Origin of the sequence: Alteromonas sp. MmMcT2-5 (assembly GCF_022348315.1) — a bacterium.
Taxonomy (GTDB): Bacteria; Pseudomonadota; Gammaproteobacteria; order Enterobacterales; family Alteromonadaceae; genus Alteromonas; species Alteromonas macleodii.
Genome location: NZ_JAKRFB010000001.1, coordinates 246,641 through 263,236, shown reverse-complemented (window position 1 = coordinate 263,236; position 16,596 = coordinate 246,641). Strand labels below are relative to the sequence as shown.

Below are 16,596 nucleotides of genomic sequence, written 5' to 3'. Positions count from 1 at the left end.
AGCCATTAATAAAGTGCGTAAAGTTTGACGATAAATTTATTTGCAAAAAACAGTACTAATGACAAAATACTTTTGCGATATTTGAAAATATAAGGTGTGCGATGCCAGTCTCATCAAAAACTGAAGATTTAGAAGCGTTCCTAACCGTTGTGGATACAGGTAGTTTTTCCAGTGCTGCCAATCTACTCAATCAGCAGGTTGCAAAAGTTAGTAGAGCAGTTACTCGTCTTGAAGATGGCTTAGATGTAACTCTATTGAATCGCACTACCAGACGGCTGGAATTAACAGAAGAAGGTGAGCTTTTCCTGCAATATGCCAGAGACGGGCTAAATATATTAGAAAAAGGTGAAGAAGCATTACGGCTATTAAAGCGGGCTCCTTCTGGAAAGCTTCGGGTTGATGCTGCGAGCCCGTTTGTGTTCCACCAGCTAGCGCCGTTAGTGGGTGAATTTCGAGAAGCATTTCCTGACATAACACTCGATATCACCAGTCACGACAGCATTATCGACCTGTTGGAACATAAAACCGATATCGCAATACGTATTGGTGATTTAAGCGACTCTAACTTGCACGCTAGACGTTTAGGAAAAAGTAAGCTGCATATTGTGGCAAGCCCACAGTATCTTGAAAAATATCCCATATCTGAAGGTGAGGATGGAATTAGCACGCTAAACAAACACAAACTGATTGGCTTTAGCGACTCACCAAGTCTAAATAAATGGCCGCTCAAGCAAGATATTAACTTGCAGTACAGTCTTCGTGCGTCAAGCGGCGAAACTATTCGCCAGCTGTGCTTGGCAGGTCAAGGTATCGCGTTACTTTCTCACTTTATGGTACACAAAGATATCAGTGCAGGCTCGCTGGTAGCGCTATTTCGCGACGATATCGTCAGTCCAAACCGCAGAGAGTCGGTACAAGCGGTATACTATAAAAATAGTGCAGTATCGTCTCGTATCTCTGCGTTTTTAGATTTTATACAGCCTCGACTAACTCTTTAACTTACCTTTATTTCGCGTGGCCTTTACCTAATATCTTTTTAAGTGTGCTTTGAGGAAGGCCATTTACTATTAGCGCAGCTATCATCAATATTGCACCGGCCATAACCATAGGCAGCAGCGTTTCTTTAAGCAATATCACAGAGCTTACATAACCCACTATCGGAGTGAGTGTACTAATAAGAACAATTTTATCTGGGGGTAATTTAGGCCCCGCCGCTACCATGAGGCCAAAACCGAGACCCGTTGCCACTGGCCCAATGTACGCCAATAGTAACCAATCGCTTATATCGTAAGCCCCAAAATTAGGTGTTGGTTCAACTATCAGTGCAATAGCAAGCATGGCGAAACCTGCGATGGTAAACTGCCAGAAGACAGCTTCAATGACGCTTCCCTTCCACTTATGAAAAGACACTCTTCGAATAGCGACCGCCCACAATGCAGATGCCAGCAACATACCAAAGAGCGGTAGCCATGCGCCCGGTTGTCCCGAAGCAAATAAAATCATTGCACAGCCAATGGTAGATATACCGGTTAGAATTAATCGCTTAGAAGGCGGACGTTGCCGATACCATAGAGTGTCGATAAGCAGCATCCAAAGCGGTGTAGTGTAAATAAGAATACTGGCCGTGCCGGCAGGAATAAACTGCAGTGAGACAGTAATAAGCCCCATTGATAGGATAAACTGGAAAAAGGCAACGACAAACACCACCGAGCGATCTTTACGATTGAGCACCGGTAAACGTTTTTTGGTGATAAGTACAAACAGCGCGAGTACGGGAAGGCTTAACAAGAAGCGCAAGCACACCATCCATACAGGCCCTACAATCTCAAGCCCTAATTTCATGCCTGGCCAGTTAAGTCCTAAACACAACACCGCAACCAAAAGCATTTTAATGCCTTTTGATTGCTCTTTTTCCGCCACCGATGATGAAGACATGCGTTTTAAAAAATCCAATTACACGAACTGCGTTAAGAGAAGTTTCTACCGCCTGGTAAGCTGAATGTAGGCGGAGAATTTTGAGGGCGCAAATATAAGTGAATTAGCAAGGGATTAAAACCTTCCTGACCGTGCAAAGACGCCAATTTATCGACCAAATGGTCAACTTTTTAAAACCTTGTGGAAACTTTGCTATACGGGTGGTTAATCACTGATAAACACTATGACTTATAGGTACAATGCAACAGACAGCAGCTTCCGCTCCCCTTTTTCTATTTTGCTAACGCTGTGCATGTACTTATCTGGCCGAAAAAAGTAAATGCGGTTAAAGAGATTAAAGATGACTTTCTCTGCCCAAAATTGACCGCCGCGCTTCGGCTTTTTTAGTACTACATTAAATTTAAAGTAACGCCCGCTGCCCATAGGGTCATTATGTTCTAACACGCTATGACCCTCTTTGTAGGTAACCACATTTATAGCAAATCGTTTTGATGAGATTAAAGCCTTGTTGAGCACTTTAGCCATGCTATTTCTACCTTGATTGATGGGGACGTGTTCTAATTTAAACACGCACGGCTATGGTCTGGAAGCGTATGCTGAGTTCAGATAATGCTTTGATATACGCGAAACGTATATGCCTAGGATTACAAACACTAGGCTAAGGTGGGATTTGTCCACTTCATGATTTTAGCGTTTTCTTTTTGTGCGCTGTTTCCATTACTCTTGTCATGCCCGTTATCATTATTTTTTACGGTGTAATAATTTTTGCGGGTTTCTATATGCTGAAACCCCGAGCTCTCATAAAGCGCAATAGCAGTATGGTTACTTTCACGCACTTCTAGCCACATTTCACGCATTGCATTTTTTACCGATGTCTCAATGACAAAATCAACTAAAGCGCGACCTACCCCCTTGCCTCTTGCGCCACTGTCTACCGCAATATCCATCAGCGTAGCTTCATCAACGACTTCAAGCATGATGGCATAGCCAACAATCTTGTCATTTTCAAAGGCAAACACCCCGTAATAGGGTTTGGTGAAACAATCCGCGAAGGTACTTAGTTTCCAAGGCGACACTTGTGCCTCTTGATGGATAGCATGCGCAAGTTCAATGTGCTCGTTAAAGCCTTGTGGCGGTACGATTGTTAACTTCATCGACGCGACTACTGGCCGTTAGCGGAGTGGTTTAATTCGCGTGCTGCGCTGATAAGCTGCGCCCACAGTTCCCGTTTCTGCACAGTTGAGAGTTTTAGCGGTGTGGCTGGCAATACAATGGCCGTTTCGGTTACCGATAGCGCACGGCCAATCATTATGGTGTTAGCCCACTGTGACGGTATACCCAACTGAACACAGGCTAGCTGCAAGTCCTTCAGCCATTGCTGTGATTTAGCTTTCTGTTCGGCACTTAACGGGATACCTTCAGGCGATACCGGCCCTTTTGCGCCAATAGACTTTGTTAAAGACTCTTGCGAGGTAACCGCATTGTCGAAAGACGGCGAAATGTTGTGTGACTGTGAAGCACCTGTTTCGCTTTGCCCTGCTTTCCCGTCATTGTGCGACCCGCCAGGTGGGGAAAGTTTTGCTGCCCCGCCGTCTTTAGGCTTAGCCTTATCTTTCGCGCTACTGCCAACATTTGCTCTCAACTGAGCAAGCCGTGATTGCTTTTCTTCTTGAGATATTGGCTTTGAAGGCGGCTTATTGGTTTGCGCGTTTTGGCTGTAGGGTAACTGTGTCGATGAACTATTTGTACTGCCGACGTTGCGTTGTGCTGCATTGGCGTTGTTTTGTTTCGCTTGGTCTTCCTGCTTTAGCTCAGTGTAGGCGTCTTTGGTGATCCAAACAGGGATCCCCATTTCCTGTAAAACCGCCTGCTGATATGAAGTAAGAGACATTGCGTAAAAACACCTAACGTGAATAGTTCATTATATTTGTTTAGTTTACTAAAGTTGCAGGCTTGGTTGAATAACTATCGCGTTCTTTTGCTTGGATTGTACTTGCTCTTTGATGCTCAAGCGCTAATTCATAAGCGTTATTCGCGAATTTAGAATACCTAGCCCTTTGTATAAGAGGAAATAAAACAGCTGCAGCAAATTAAGCACTAGCAACAGAAACCAATAAAATTTAAGAAGAATTTAACAAAGAAACGATTTAGGATTTGAACGTAAACGTTCACAAGAAGAGAAAGTGGCAGGGGTGGAGGGACTCGAACCCCCAACCATCGGTTTTGGAGACCGCTGTTCTACCAATTCGAACTACACCCCTAGCGCGCTGTGCATTATACGGATGACATTAAAAAGGTAAAGCCTTTTTATCACTACCATGCACTGCATGCTTAATTAACACGCAATGCGCTGTTTTTTCAATCGAATAACACCAAATAGGCTTTATCCATCACCTGTGTTTTGTCTTATTGCCCGCTTTTAAACCGACTTCTATGCAGCGTCACTTTTAAATGCGGAGCAGTTTATGACAATTAGACCTTATTGGCGTTAAGCGCAGCAAACCACAGGTCATTAGTGATAGCGACAATCTCGGTGTGCAGATCAAATTTCGCTATCGCGTCGTGCTCATCGATATTCATTAGCTTGGCGTAATGCTTAACGAGCTCTCTACTTTCATTGATTTCAAGTTTATTGATAAGGCAGCAACTTGCTAAATCGAAGTAGCGGTTTCCCATGGCGGCATATTCCCAATCAATAATTTTGAGTGAGTTATCTGCGCTCAGTAATAAGTGATTTGTTAGCAAGTCATTATGACATAACACATAGTCGTCATCGTCTTGTTCACTTTTTATTACTTGTTTCCGCAATGATTGGGCTTTTAGATAAAGCTCACTGCTCATATCGAGCTGTGCAACATTAATATAATGCTGCCATCTTGATGCTAAATCTAATGGCCTAGCGGTAATGGGCAAAGAATGAATACGAGCGAGGGTGTTGGCCAGCTCAAGCATTGAAAGCGTCGCACTGTCACTGTGCTCTAGCCACTGCTCAACCCAGATGGTTTCATCATCGCTTAACCATATAGGTTGCGGCGCTACTCCCAACCTATAAAGCTGTTGCTGCAAAGCAAATTGGTGCGCACGATTAACCCCACTAAAGTCATCATCGCCCATCCATTTCACCGCTAAGTCGACAGGGTTATGAGCCGACTTTAGTTGCCCACTACTTTGAAGATTATTTGCTATCAAGGCTAACTGACTATCTGCGAGCTCTTGAACGCGGTAAACGTGATTTACCGCTCCAGCAGGGTGTGACGAAATTTTCGCACTGTCGCTAAGATTAAGCGCCTTTTGCAGCGTGGCGATGATATCCAACCTGTTCACCTTGTTTTTTATATTGTACTAGCCACTGGTAATACCCAAATACCGCAAAACCAACATAGCCTAAGAACAGGCAAGCAGATAATGCATAACCCACTTGCAGGTATAAATAGGCGGACGCTAAATTGATGAAAAACCAATAAACCCAGTTTTGCAGGATTTTATGCGCCACCATAAATGTTGTGACTACACTCAATAAATTAATGCTCGCATCTAATAGTAGGTACTCACTATTGAACTGTGAGCCTGCCACCTCAGACAGAACCCAAGCGAGCAATAACATACTCGGCACAATGAGCAAATGAGCCCAGAACGGCCAATGAAGCACTGGCTTAACATCGCCATCTTCCGCTCCTTTCGACCACTGATAATAACCGTATCCCGCCATTATCATATAAAAGAAGTTAAGCGCAGACTGAAATGGCAAAGTCACCTGCCAAAATAGCCAGGTGTAAATTGCGGTACTCACAAAAGCGCACAGCCAACACCAGCTGTTCTGTTTTGCGGCTAACAGCACATAGGCAATAGCGAGGACAACCGCTACCCACTCTAAAAGCGAAGTAGCGGCAATTTGTGAGGTAAACTCAGAAAAAAAGCTAGCCATTAAGATGATTTTCTAGATTGCATGGCATCGAAGTTTAAGAACTTGGCCACGAAAATAGCTTGCCCCACTTCTTCATGGGTTCTTTGCATTTCTTCACCAAGTACTTTCATAACCACACCATAGTCACCTGTAACCTGCGTGCTGGTTGAACTTGTTGAAACTGCAATATCACTATAGCTATTTAACCTATCAATGAAATCTTGAATAGGTGGAATGTATTCGTTAACCAATGGGTACAACGACAGTTCAACCATAACTTGCATGTCTGTTTCCTTTTATTTTAAAACGCGTACTTAACAGTAACGCCAAACTGACGACCGTTACCTATTTGGTAATATGGCTCATCGAAAGCATACTCATCGCGAGGGTCGTTGCTGAAACCACCGAACCCACGGGTGTAGTACTCACGATCAAACGCATTTTGTACCCACAGTGATGTCTGCCAATCACCGTGTAGCACCACAATCTCCGAATTAACCAGCGTAGTACTTGGCGAGGTTACATCATGGCCGTCAGAAAAACGGTATTCGCTTTTGTAATCTACATCTACACGCCAAAGCATGTTATCTGTAAGTGCGTACTCACTATACAGGTTTGCGGTCCACTTAGGTGATTGAGCCTGTCTTTGCTCAGACACTTCAGTACCGTCTGCAAGCGTATACCCTTCAAAGGTAGCGCTTAGGTAACCAACACTTGCATCAAGCTGCCATGCATCACTAGCAATCCAGCTAAGCTCTAGCTCGGCTCCTTTGTTTGTTCCTAAATCAGCATTATCAATAATATCTACGAACCCTGCCGTACCGTCATCACGAGTGATAACGTCAAAATCGCTCACCTGAGTATCTTTTCTATCCATATAGAAAATTGCAGCGCGAGCAATTAGGTCAGGTGTAAATAATGGGCCCTTAACGCCTACTTCGTAGTTCCAGTTATACTCTTCGTCGAAGAATCGCTGATTGTCATTCACGCGGCTGTCGGGGTTAAAACCTGCACCTTTATATCCGCGTGAAATACTGCCGTAATAGAAGTGATCGCCCTGTGTATACTGAAGCGCGATTTTCCCGCCTACCATGGTGGTGTCGAACGCGCGAGTAAGCTGGTTGTTATCAGCGTAATCAAAATCGTAGTTTTCTACTCTTAACCCTGCTACAAGTACTAAATTTTCGTTCAAACGACTTTCAGTCTGAGCATAGATAGCGGTCGTCGTAGGCGTGTATTCACTGGCAAAGTCACTATCCAAATAAGTGTACTGACGTAGCAGCTTTTCTTCCGTGCTTTTATAAAATACGCCTATTGTCCAGTCAGTCATACCATCAAAAAGTGCGGCACTGTCAGAGGACACGAAACGCATCTCGCCGGTCTGTGTTTCTACATCACGAAAATAGGCGTCAAAAGACGTATAACCCCACGGGTGAAACCCTGTGAATGTCCAGTCTTCATCGTAGCCATAAGCAATATTGTGAGAAGCATGGGTGGCAATTAGAATAAAGTCGCCCGCTGCTGTATTGGTTGTAGAGCGCGCGCTAACAGCGTGGGTTTGGTGTTCGTCAAATCCTGGTTCATCAGACAGCGTTTTGTTGTCATTGTCTAGCGAGAATGCATCGTAACCGTTATCGATATCGTACCAGCGATAAGTAAGTGCAAGTGTGGTTCGCTCATCTACGCTGCCTTCAACGGCAAAGCGCAGTGCGGTTTCATCGATATTCGCGGTATCGCTTCTATTTAAGAACGTATTTTCTACAAAGCCATCACTGCGATTATGAACCAGCGCAACACGATAGCCCCAATCCGTGTTGATATCATCACCAGTGGCGCCTTCAATACGGTAACTCTCTTTGTTCCCAATGCGGGCTTCAACGTAGTCTGGGGCGTCGCTACCCACGTCATTACTGGAGAGTTTAACCGCTCCGGCCAATGCACCTGTGCCGTATAAGGTAGCCTGAGGTCCGCGATATACCTCTAGTTGTTTAGTATCAAAAATAAGACCTGCCGCAGCAAGGCCTGAAAAATCAAATTCATCGACGATAAAGCTTACAGAAGGATTGATAGGCTCGGCGAACTGACTACGCTCTCCAATACCGCGAATTTGCACGAAGCGGCCGCGAGACGCACCAGCTGCAAAGTTTACGTTTGGAATACTGTTTAGCACACTGTCGATATGGCTCGGCTGTCTACTGCGAAGACGCTCTTGATCTAAAATGGTCGCGCTAGCACTTAACTGGTCGAGTGTAGTTTGACGAAAATCACCAGATACGATGACGCGCTCAATATCTGATGGCGTGCTATCTGAAGTGTTACTTACATTGGTTTGTTGCGCATAGGCCGCAACGGAACTAGCAAGCAGTGAAAGTGTGAAAAGTGTTTTATACATGGGATCTCTTATTCTTATTTAAGAAAAAAGATCCGGGTCTAACGGCAGGTGATAAGGCTATATTGTGAACCATCCCTACGCCGGTATTATCCGGATCAGGTTTAAGGGTTCCCACGAATGTGGATCTCAGACCGAAAACGGACACCCCTTGGTATAGTGTTGCGCTGCTCAAACTAGCAAACTCAACTTCTGCGACGGAGTCTACCAGTTCGATACACGCCGTCAAGCAGATAAGACGTTAAGCTAACGTAAGGTTTTATATATGATATAAGGCGTTGAAAGCTGAGGGCTATTCAGCGTCAATATTCATATTTAGGCGACGTACTTCATCGTCAGTTTGTGCTTTTAAAACTTCCAACGTTTTGCCGTGTGCCGTCGGTTGACGCGTACCAGGGTCAACCTTTACGAAAACGATATCGTCTGCAAAACAGATGGTTTTCTTGGTTGCTTTGTTGCGTACCAAGCAGCTTACGGTAATAGACGTACGGCCTACAGCTTTAGTTTCTAGACCAAACTCTACGATATCACCCTGCATAGCCGGTGATTCGAAACTAATTTCACCAATATGCTTAGTTACCAAGCAATTAGTTTCTAGCTGACAAATAGCCCAAATTGCAGCTTCTTCGTCTATCCATTCTAACGCGCGGCCACCGAACAAAGAATTGGCGTAATTAAGGTCGTTTGGCATAACTAGACGCCGAGAAAGAAAGCGCATTCGAATTCCTCATAATAAATCGCTACTATAGCGTTAGATTATACCGAAAAAACTGATTCATGGCGCTAACTCAATTACGCGAATGGCTATTAGCCCCCTACTTTGAAAATAGCGGCGAAAATGGCTGCAAAAAAAGCTCTCACGCTTCGCACTTATCAAACGTGACTTGCCCGCTTCACCGGAGAATGCTTGTAATATCTGGCAATGATGATTTTTGTGAAGCTGCCATACGTAGCGTTCAAGCCTTTGTAGATGAAGTTTCATCTATAAGCGTTGTGAATTTTGCTGGCGATACACTTAAGGGAAAGAACCGCAAACAAGTGCTGGGGAGCGAATGTGACATTGCCACATTAGACTGTCGCGATTCATTCAAACCTGGCGACGTGATGGCAGTGGCGGGTATCGTTAAACGCAGTGGTTGTTTAATACTTATTTGCCCTGCATTGAGTGAATGGGTTAACAATATTTCGGTCTCGTTCCTGTCGGAGGGGTTTACGCTTAAACAGAGTCGATACCTCGAACGTTTTATAAAGCACCTGCGTAACAACGACTACGTGGCATTTCACACTGAAGAAAAAACCACGCTTCCAGATACGGCTATGTACCGTATTAGCGAAGGCTTAACATCAAACGTCTATAGAGGCTCACTATTTAAATCAGAAGAGCAAGAGCAGGCATACAGTCGTTTATATCAAGCACACTCACTTAATAAACTAAACGCGCTGATTACCGCCCCAAGAGGCAGAGGCAAGTCATCATTATTAGGTATATTCATTGAAAGCCTAATCAGACAGGGTAAAAATGTACTATTAACCAGTGAACGCTTTGATAATGTGAAGAACGTGCTTTCACGTATTCAACAGTACGAAATAGCTGGTGTCAGAACACAACAACCATCCACCGCTAACATTCAAACCCAACTATTCCTTGGTGATAAGAATGAGGCAGCGACGTTTGGCAGTGTAAAATGGGTGCCCCCTGACAGTGCCTTGTTATATACCACAGAAGATGAAAAGTACGACGTTGTAATTGTTGATGAAGCGGCTTCAATCCCCCTCCCGGATGTATACCGGATCATAGCCAACCACAAGCAGTGGGTGCTTAGTACTACGCTTTTGGGTTATGAAGGTTCAGGCAGTGGTTTTATTCACAAACTCATCCCTAGTTTACCGCCATCAGCTATCCATTTAAGACTATCAACGCCGTTACGATGGTTCGAACATGATCCCATTGAAGCCTTTTTCAATACGACTTGTTTATTTGAGGACAGAGATGCGGCGCGCAATATTGGCGAGATTAATTTCAAAAACAGTATTAACCCACCGATAGATTACGATTTTTCCATAAGTTCGTTTAAAAGCATTTCCGAAGAGGCGCTTCAGCAAATAATGTCGCTACTTTCATTAGCCCATTATCAAACTACGCCCGATGATTTTATGCGCTTGATGGATAGCCCGGATGTACTTGTTGCCATACTTAAATTCAACGACAACGTGATAGGTGCTGCAATCATAAACGCTGAAGGTAGCGACTACCTGAACGATACCGCATTGGGGATTGCGTCTGGAAAGCGTCGTCCTAAAGGGCATTTAGGTGCACAGCGACTTGCTCTGTTGTCTGCTGATGCAAAAACAGCAACGTTTAGATATTGGCGTATTAACCGTATTGCCGTCGATACGCTTGCGCAGAGTAAGGGTATGGGCAGTTACTTGCTACAAAGAGTTAGTGATGAAGCCAAGAAGCAAAGTATTGACGCTATCTGTACTTCTTATGGAACGACACTTAAGTTAGACAGTTTTTGGAAAAGAAATGGATTTGAGATTGTAGACTATGGGCGAAAGCCTAATAAAGCCAGTGGCGAAACCAGTGCACTAGCGTTATATCCTCATTCCAACAGAGCAAAAAAACTGCTTTCTGAATTGGTAGCGCTAAAAGAGAGCTTTAAATTCGATAACCAGTTAGACAACGTGCCAATTAGCATACTGACAATCTATGTAGAAAAGTTAGTACATTTTACCCAAGGCACACGCACTTTAGATGATGTTTGGCCGATATTACATAAAATTGCGCGTTATGCAGAGACTCAGCCTACACCAAGCGCAAATACTCAACTGAACAAGCCAAATAACACAATACTGTATACGCTATGGCGTCTTGTTGAAATCATTAACACGAAGCGCTTTCTCAGAAAAGTACTTGCACATTCAGATATGAATGCGAAGCAACTTGTTTCTACATTCAACGAAGAAAACCTAAAAGCAAGTGGGTTAAAAGAAGTCACTATTATTATAAGAGAAGCACTTCTGCCTGCTTTCAAATAATAGAAAGTCTGTAGCCTGAAAGTACAAATAATCAGCTTGGCGTAGAGCCACTATACCTGCGTTAACAAGCCGCGATTACGAACATTTTAATTCTAGCTGAGTGGGTAATGACCTATGCGGACTGGTGTTAAAGCCCTATAAATAAAACCCCATTCGAGAAAAGCTCACTTACTAAATTAAGGGCAAAAAAAAGCCTCCCAAAGGGAGGCTTTTTTGCTAAAACCACATATTAGATACTAATACCGCGGTTCTTCGCTTTTTCCTTGATATAAGGTTCCCACGCTGCAGCGTTGCGGCGTAGAGAGCGATCTTTCTTAGCTTCTTGTACGTGCTTGTAAGCAGACTTGAAGTTACCTGCGTAGAAGTTCGCTTCCATTAACGTGAAGTGAATCTTCTCAGGGTCTTCAGCACCACGCTCTAGAGCATTCTCTAGTGCTTTAATAGCGCCTTTGTAGTCTTCCGCTACAAGTAAAAGTGTACCTTGCTTACGATAATGCTCAGGGTCTGAACTCTTAGCAGCAGCTTGTGCATACAAGTCGGCAGCTGTTTTGAAGTTCTTTGCCTGGTGATAAGCATTAGCTACGTTTGCTAACATATCGGCATCATTTTTTAGCAAGCCTTCTTTCACGTGCTTTTCAAGCAACTTGGCCGCCTTGTAAGGCATACCGTTACTTTGATAAAGCTGAGCAAGCGTCTTTATTTCTGACTCTTTCTCTAGATAGCCCTGCATATAAGCAAGTTCTAGCGTTGAAAGACCTTTCTTATAGTCTTCAACTAAGATGTAGAAAAAGCCAAGACGTGACCACCAAGTTTTTTCCTGAGGGAAAGTTCTAACAAGATCTTCCGCCACAGCAACCGTTTCAGGGTACATCTTACGCTCGTAGTAAGAAGTTAGCTTTAATACATACGGGTTTTTGTTTGGCTCTTCATACAAAGCAATCGCTTTGTCTGCTGGCTCAACCATCTTCGCTAGTTGCTTAGATTCAAAGTAAGCCTGTGCCAAACGCGTATATACGTCTGCGTCTTCTTTACACGTGAAGTCCATCCACTTGTTATACCATTTAATGGCATCAGTGTACTTCTCTTCCTGCATGCTCAAATCACCTAGTAATTTAAGTGTTTGAGAGTGTTCAAGGTCGTTTAGAACTTTTGGTTCAACTGATTCAACCAAATACCCTAAAGCTTTACCACCTTGACCTTCTTGCGCAGCAAGTAAGTTACCAATAAAACGCTTTACGTAAGCTCTATCGAAATCGTCAGATGCGTCGATTTCGTAAAGTACGTTTAGTGCTTCATTAACTTGGTCTTCATTGTAGAACTCAAAAGCTTTCTGAACTTTTTTACCGGTACGCTCACCTACAAGCGTTGTTTTTCCTTTCTCATATCCAGGACAAACAACAGGTGCTGACTGCGCTAGGGCAGCGGGTGCTGAAAGCACCGCACCTGCGCCTAGCACTAAAGCAACGGCTGACATTTTGAATGTACGTTTCATCATGATCATTGCTCCAGTTTAAAGTCTAGCTGTACGAACATGCCAGGTTGCTTAACTGGCTTGCCATCAACGATCTTAGGCTTGTATTTCCACTTACGTAGAGCACGACGTGCTTCACGGTCGAATACGCGCTTAGGTTCAGCTTCGATAACTTCGATATCTTCAACACCACCAACTTCGTTGATAGTGAAAGACAGTCTTACCCAACCTTCACGACCGTCACGGGCTGCATCAGGCGGATATTTCGGGTCGATACGAACGATAGGTGTTGCTTCACCATCACGCTGCATTGCACCAACACCACCGATGTTTACACCAACACCACCTGTGTCGATAGCTGGAATAGCTAAGCTAAAGCCATCTGCATCAGGTTCCGCTGTTTCCGGCTCTACTTGCTCCATTTTAGGAGGCTGTGGAGGCGGAGGTGGCGGTGGTGGTGGAACACGAGTACGCGTCTGCGTCTGGTCGTCTGGTTCCTGCATTACAATATCGATAACCGGTGCAGGCGGTACTTCGTCTGCTGGTCTAGATGAATTTTCAATCAACTTGGCCATTAGAACGAAAAGGGCAAATGCAACACCAGCACCTAAAAGTATAGATACAATTATACGTAACATCTTATCCCCTTGCCGCTACCGAGACTCGGTTAACGCCAGCGGCTTTAACCTGATCCATAATCTCAACTACTAAACCATGCTTCGCTTTTACGTCAGCTTGAATGATTACGTAGTCAGTAGGCTGCTCGGTAAGCAGTCTTTCAATATTCGCTCTTACGCTGTCCGGCGCAACTTCACGCTTATCTAGCCATACATTTCCGTCTTCAGTTACGGCGATGAAAATGTTTGCATTTTTGTGAAGAATCGCCTGGCTCGCATCTGGCTTGTTGACTTCGATCCCTGCTTCTTTAACGAAAACAGTGGTAACGATAAAGAAGATCAGCATGATAAACACGATATCCAACATGGGCGTCATGTCGATCTGTGCATCTTCTTCCTCGGTTCTGACTTTTCGAGCCATAATCTCTCTCTCTAATGATGTGGCAGGCTATCAACTAGCCCTTCTCTTGCCAGCTTCACTTTCGCTTCAAGACGTGAACTGATGAACAGTCCAGATAGCGCGGCTACCATTCCCGCCATTGTCGGGATCGTTGCCATAGAGATACCAGCTGCCATTAGACGAGCGTTGCTGGTGCCCTGTGTTGCCATTGTCTCGAAAACACTGATCATACCGGTTACTGTTCCAAGTAGACCGATTAGTGGACACATTGCAATAATGGTTCTGATAATCAGCATTCTAGCGTTAAGGTCGTCTGACGCTTGAGAAATCCACGCGTCACGGATTCTATGCGCATACCATGATGTGGTATCTGCTCGGGCATCCCAATTCGCGATGATGTTTTTCTTCACCTTTGGGAAGACCGAGGTTAAATACCAGTAACGCTCAATCATTAAAACCCACATGAGAAAGAGCGCGGCAGCAACGAAGTATAGTACGTCACCGCCGGTAGCGATAAAGTCCCTGACCGATTCGAATAATCCAATCAGGTAATTCATATTACGCTTTCTCCGACTCTGAGTGAGCAGCTACGATACCCGCAGTTTGCTCATCAAGAATGTGGATGATTGACTTGCTACGAGAAGCTACGATGCTGTGAGTAAGGATTAGAGGCAGAGCCGCGATAATACCTTGAGCAGTAGTTACAAGAGCCATAGAGATACTTCCTGCCATCATACGTGGGTCACCTGTACCGAATAGTGTGATGGTTTGGAATGTCTCGATCATACCTAGTACTGTACCTAGTAGACCTAGTAGAGGAGCAATCGCTGCGAAGATCTTGATAACGTTGATGCCGCTTTCAATTTTTGGAAGCTCGCGAAGAATCGCTTCATCAAGTTTAAGCTCAAGGTTTTCTGCATCAGCAGTCTTGTTCTCTTGGTAAACTTTAAGGATACGACCTAGTGGGTTACCTTCTGAAGGATTGTTTACGTTCTTAAGCTGTGAACGCATTTTTCCACCAGTGATCGTTAGTGTGATCATTTTGTAGATACCAATTAGTAGGCCAATCGCAAGCATAATTGTGATTGTGTAACCAACTGGACCACCAGCATGATAACGCTCAGACATTGTCGCTTTTTGCTTCAATAGACCAAGGATTGCACCTTGAGAAGGGTCAGCAAAGAAAGGAACAAAACCAGAACTAGCGCCGATTAGTTCGTCAGCAGAAGCTACAAAGTGACCATCTGGTTGACGACCAAGAGGCTGAACAACTTCAGCTTCAGCGTCATACGCTAGGTAACCAGCTTCACCAACAAGGTTGAAAGTACCAACACGAACAACTTCTTGCTGTGAAGAACCGCCGTCAAGGTTAACAACTTCTGTAGTGAACTTAACTACTTCACCGCCTTCAGTCATTTCTTTCTGAAGAGCAAACCATAGGTCTTCAAGTTCTTTAATGTTTGGAAGACCTTTAGAGTCTTCTGACATTTCAGCAAGGAACTGACCACGGCCAGGGAATTGTGCACTTACGATTGATGTAGAGATACGGCCGTAAGCTTCAGAAGATGCTTGACGTACCACACCGAACATTTCACCAAGTGTACCTGTAGCTTGGTCTAGCTCAGCAGCTTTCTCGTTTAATGTAACTTCGTTGTCTGAGAATTGCTTCTGTAGACGGTCACCACGAGCTTGTTCAGCTTTAAGATCTGCTTGTGCTTTGCGAAGAAGTGCTTGCTTGTCAGCACGTGCTGATTGGAACTCAGCTTCGCGTTGCTTATCTAGGCGAGCTTCAGAAACGCGGTTCTGTTGAACCTGGTCTAGAAGGTCTTTCAGGCTCTTTGCTTCCTGAGCCTGCGCTCCGGTTGCTGCAACTGCAACTGTCGCAGCGGCTAAAAGAGATTTGAATACTGGTTTCATTAACAATTACTCCGCTGCGCTAATTGGTAGTTTAATCAGATCCGCAGGAATGACGTTGTTAGCCATTTTAACTGCGTCAACAACTGAAGACAGATACTCGTCACCCAGTTTTTCCCATGCGCGGCTTTCGTTGTTCCATACCCATGCGTGAGTTTGGTCTAGAGAAAGTGCAACTAGCGCCGTACGACCTAGGTTAAAGAAGTCAACAGTAACTTCTGTGCCTGCGTCGTCGATAGTACCTTGGTAAGAGTTGATCTTAGTACCGTATTCAACTTCTACTAGGTAAGCTTCTAGTACCTGACGGAACTGTTCTGAAACAGTTACGTTAGAGTTAGCCATAAGGTCGCGAAGACGCTCAACACGCTGTAGACGCTCGTCTAAGTGAATTGGACGGTCTAACTTGATGAACTGCTCTAGGCTGTCGATCATGCGGAACATAAGAGGAACGATGCCCTGCTTAGTTTGTTCGATGCTGTCGATCTGACGTTGTAATGAATCGATACCGCGTTGCTGGTCTGCAACTAGGCTTGCGATGTAATCGTTGTAGATTTTAAGGTTTTCTGTCTCATCTACTGTTTGACGATACTCAACAAGTAGTTCTTGAGACTGTTCAAACAACGTATTGATTTTTTCTTGAGATTTCGCTGCAGCCGCGTGGATTTTCGCTTCTTCTTTATGAAGATCTTCAAGCGTATCTGCAGAGACTGCGCTACCTGTTAGTGCGAATGCACCCATAACAGTAGAAGCAATAAGAGTTCTCTTGCTCATTTTGGACATAGTTCCCAACCAAATTTCTTATTTGAATCCTCGCCGATAGGAAAATATTCGGGCAAGGGGCGTATAAAACTTTCACAATTTTGTTTCAGGAATGTAGTAATGATATGAAAATGCACTACTACGAACGTGATATGTTCACACGGATTA

At 44.3% G+C, this 16,596-nt stretch carries 17 protein-coding genes, 1 tRNA gene and 1 riboswitch; of the genes, 2 read left to right on the top strand and 16 right to left on the bottom strand.

The window, feature by feature from the left end:
* Positions 1-101 precede the first annotated feature (101 nt).
* Positions 102-998, top strand: a complete 897-nt coding sequence (locus tag MHN09_RS01215; RefSeq protein WP_014948715.1) for a LysR family transcriptional regulator — start codon at positions 102-104, stop codon at positions 996-998.
* A 7-nt stretch (positions 999-1,005) separates the two neighbouring features.
* Here MHN09_RS01215 and MHN09_RS01210 read toward each other — a convergent pair whose 3' ends face one another.
* The 10 genes from MHN09_RS01210 to MHN09_RS01165 all read right to left on the bottom strand — a co-directional run bounded on the left by MHN09_RS01210 (position 1,006) and on the right by MHN09_RS01165 (position 8,946).
* Positions 1,006-1,935 (bottom strand): DMT family transporter, encoded by a 930-nt coding sequence (locus MHN09_RS01210; protein WP_014948714.1) that lies wholly within the window; start codon positions 1,933-1,935, stop codon positions 1,006-1,008.
* Between the two features lie 228 nt (positions 1,936-2,163).
* Positions 2,164-2,460, bottom strand: coding sequence for a hypothetical protein (locus tag MHN09_RS01205; protein WP_014975948.1), 297 nt, complete (start codon positions 2,458-2,460; stop codon positions 2,164-2,166).
* A gap of 128 nt (positions 2,461-2,588) precedes the next feature.
* A complete protein-coding gene (rimI, locus tag MHN09_RS01200; protein ID WP_168532368.1) occupies positions 2,589-3,089 on the bottom strand; it encodes a ribosomal protein S18-alanine N-acetyltransferase in 501 nt (166 codons plus the stop codon).
* A gap of 8 nt (positions 3,090-3,097) precedes the next feature.
* Positions 3,098-3,826, bottom strand: a complete 729-nt coding sequence (locus MHN09_RS01195; RefSeq protein ID WP_187447335.1) for an alanine acetyltransferase — start codon at positions 3,824-3,826, stop codon at positions 3,098-3,100.
* A gap of 293 nt (positions 3,827-4,119) precedes the next feature.
* Positions 4,120-4,196: transfer RNA gene (locus tag MHN09_RS01190), tRNA-Trp, on the bottom strand.
* 211 nt (positions 4,197-4,407) lie between these two features.
* Entirely contained in the window at positions 4,408-5,259 is an 852-nt protein-coding gene (locus MHN09_RS01185; protein ID WP_239238665.1) for a phosphotransferase, read from the bottom strand.
* Positions 5,216-5,860: a nicotinamide riboside transporter PnuC gene (gene pnuC, locus MHN09_RS01180; RefSeq protein WP_014975944.1), complete on the bottom strand. Its 645-nt coding sequence runs from the start codon at positions 5,858-5,860 to the stop codon at positions 5,216-5,218. Before pnuC ends, MHN09_RS01185 begins: the two co-directional genes overlap by 44 nt.
* Complete coding sequence (locus tag MHN09_RS01175) at positions 5,860-6,123, bottom strand: hypothetical protein (RefSeq protein ID WP_014948708.1); 264 nt, start codon at positions 6,121-6,123, stop codon at positions 5,860-5,862. Before MHN09_RS01175 ends, pnuC begins: the two co-directional genes overlap by 1 nt.
* A 17-nt stretch (positions 6,124-6,140) precedes the next feature.
* Positions 6,141-8,231, bottom strand: coding sequence for a TonB-dependent receptor (locus tag MHN09_RS01170; RefSeq protein WP_187447333.1), 2,091 nt, complete (start codon positions 8,229-8,231; stop codon positions 6,141-6,143).
* A gap of 55 nt (positions 8,232-8,286) precedes the next feature.
* Positions 8,287-8,390, bottom strand: a riboswitch (TPP riboswitch).
* A gap of 130 nt (positions 8,391-8,520) precedes the next feature.
* On the bottom strand, positions 8,521-8,946 hold the full coding sequence (locus MHN09_RS01165; protein WP_187447332.1) for a hotdog domain-containing protein: 426 nt from the start codon (positions 8,944-8,946) through the stop codon (positions 8,521-8,523).
* Between the two features lie 59 nt (positions 8,947-9,005).
* On the opposite strand from MHN09_RS01165, the gene MHN09_RS01160 reads away from it, so the two are divergent.
* Positions 9,006-11,267, top strand: a complete 2,262-nt coding sequence (locus MHN09_RS01160; RefSeq protein WP_239238662.1) for a GNAT family N-acetyltransferase — start codon at positions 9,006-9,008, stop codon at positions 11,265-11,267.
* 229 nt (positions 11,268-11,496) lie between these two features.
* Here MHN09_RS01160 and MHN09_RS01155 read toward each other — a convergent pair whose 3' ends face one another.
* From MHN09_RS01155 to MHN09_RS01130, 6 genes are read right to left on the bottom strand one after another with little or no spacing between them, the layout of a single operon-like run.
* On the bottom strand, positions 11,497-12,762 hold the full coding sequence (locus MHN09_RS01155; RefSeq protein WP_014975939.1) for a tetratricopeptide repeat protein: 1,266 nt from the start codon (positions 12,760-12,762) through the stop codon (positions 11,497-11,499).
* A gap of 2 nt (positions 12,763-12,764) precedes the next feature.
* On the bottom strand, positions 12,765-13,376 hold the full coding sequence (locus MHN09_RS01150) for an energy transducer TonB (protein WP_014948704.1): 612 nt from the start codon (positions 13,374-13,376) through the stop codon (positions 12,765-12,767).
* A 1-nt stretch (position 13,377) separates the two neighbouring features.
* The gene (locus MHN09_RS01145) at positions 13,378-13,776 is read right to left on the bottom strand and encodes a biopolymer transporter ExbD (RefSeq protein WP_012517737.1); all 399 of its coding nucleotides are present in this window, start codon (positions 13,774-13,776) and stop codon (positions 13,378-13,380) included.
* Between the two features lie 11 nt (positions 13,777-13,787).
* A complete protein-coding gene (locus MHN09_RS01140; RefSeq protein WP_012517736.1) occupies positions 13,788-14,312 on the bottom strand; it encodes a MotA/TolQ/ExbB proton channel family protein in 525 nt (174 codons plus the stop codon).
* 1 nt (position 14,313) lies between these two features.
* A complete protein-coding gene (locus MHN09_RS01135; protein WP_014975938.1) occupies positions 14,314-15,672 on the bottom strand; it encodes a MotA/TolQ/ExbB proton channel family protein in 1,359 nt (452 codons plus the stop codon).
* Between the two features lie 6 nt (positions 15,673-15,678).
* On the bottom strand, positions 15,679-16,440 hold the full coding sequence (locus MHN09_RS01130; protein WP_014948702.1) for a DUF3450 domain-containing protein: 762 nt from the start codon (positions 16,438-16,440) through the stop codon (positions 15,679-15,681).
* Positions 16,441-16,596: the final 156 nt, after the last annotated feature.

Excerpts from the sequence above, each read along its gene's own strand:
- MHN09_RS01155 (WP_014975939.1), bottom strand. The coding sequence starts at position 12,762 with ATGATGAAACGTACATTCAAAATGTCAGCCGTTGCTTTAGTGCTAGGC.
- MHN09_RS01215 (WP_014948715.1), top strand. The coding sequence starts at position 102 with ATGCCAGTCTCATCAAAAACTGAAGATTTAGAAGCGTTCCTAACCGTT.
- MHN09_RS01205 (WP_014975948.1), bottom strand. The coding sequence starts at position 2,460 with ATGGCTAAAGTGCTCAACAAGGCTTTAATCTCATCAAAACGATTTGCT.
- MHN09_RS01175 (WP_014948708.1), bottom strand. The coding sequence starts at position 6,123 with ATGCAAGTTATGGTTGAACTGTCGTTGTACCCATTGGTTAACGAATAC.
- MHN09_RS01165 (WP_187447332.1), bottom strand. The coding sequence starts at position 8,946 with ATGCGCTTTCTTTCTCGGCGTCTAGTTATGCCAAACGACCTTAATTAC.
- pnuC (WP_014975944.1), bottom strand. The coding sequence starts at position 5,860 with ATGGCTAGCTTTTTTTCTGAGTTTACCTCACAAATTGCCGCTACTTCG.
- MHN09_RS01145 (WP_012517737.1), bottom strand. The coding sequence starts at position 13,776 with ATGGCTCGAAAAGTCAGAACCGAGGAAGAAGATGCACAGATCGACATG.
- MHN09_RS01210 (WP_014948714.1), bottom strand. The coding sequence starts at position 1,935 with ATGTCTTCATCATCGGTGGCGGAAAAAGAGCAATCAAAAGGCATTAAA.
- MHN09_RS01170 (WP_187447333.1), bottom strand. The coding sequence starts at position 8,231 with ATGTATAAAACACTTTTCACACTTTCACTGCTTGCTAGTTCCGTTGCG.
- MHN09_RS01195 (WP_187447335.1), bottom strand. The coding sequence starts at position 3,826 with ATGTCTCTTACTTCATATCAGCAGGCGGTTTTACAGGAAATGGGGATC.
- MHN09_RS01130 (WP_014948702.1), bottom strand. The coding sequence starts at position 16,440 with ATGAGCAAGAGAACTCTTATTGCTTCTACTGTTATGGGTGCATTCGCA.
- MHN09_RS01135 (WP_014975938.1), bottom strand. The coding sequence starts at position 15,672 with ATGAAACCAGTATTCAAATCTCTTTTAGCCGCTGCGACAGTTGCAGTT.
- MHN09_RS01160 (WP_239238662.1), top strand. The coding sequence starts at position 9,006 with ATGGCGCTAACTCAATTACGCGAATGGCTATTAGCCCCCTACTTTGAA.
- MHN09_RS01150 (WP_014948704.1), bottom strand. The coding sequence starts at position 13,376 with ATGTTACGTATAATTGTATCTATACTTTTAGGTGCTGGTGTTGCATTT.
- MHN09_RS01140 (WP_012517736.1), bottom strand. The coding sequence starts at position 14,312 with ATGAATTACCTGATTGGATTATTCGAATCGGTCAGGGACTTTATCGCT.
- rimI (WP_168532368.1), bottom strand. The coding sequence starts at position 3,089 with ATGAAGTTAACAATCGTACCGCCACAAGGCTTTAACGAGCACATTGAA.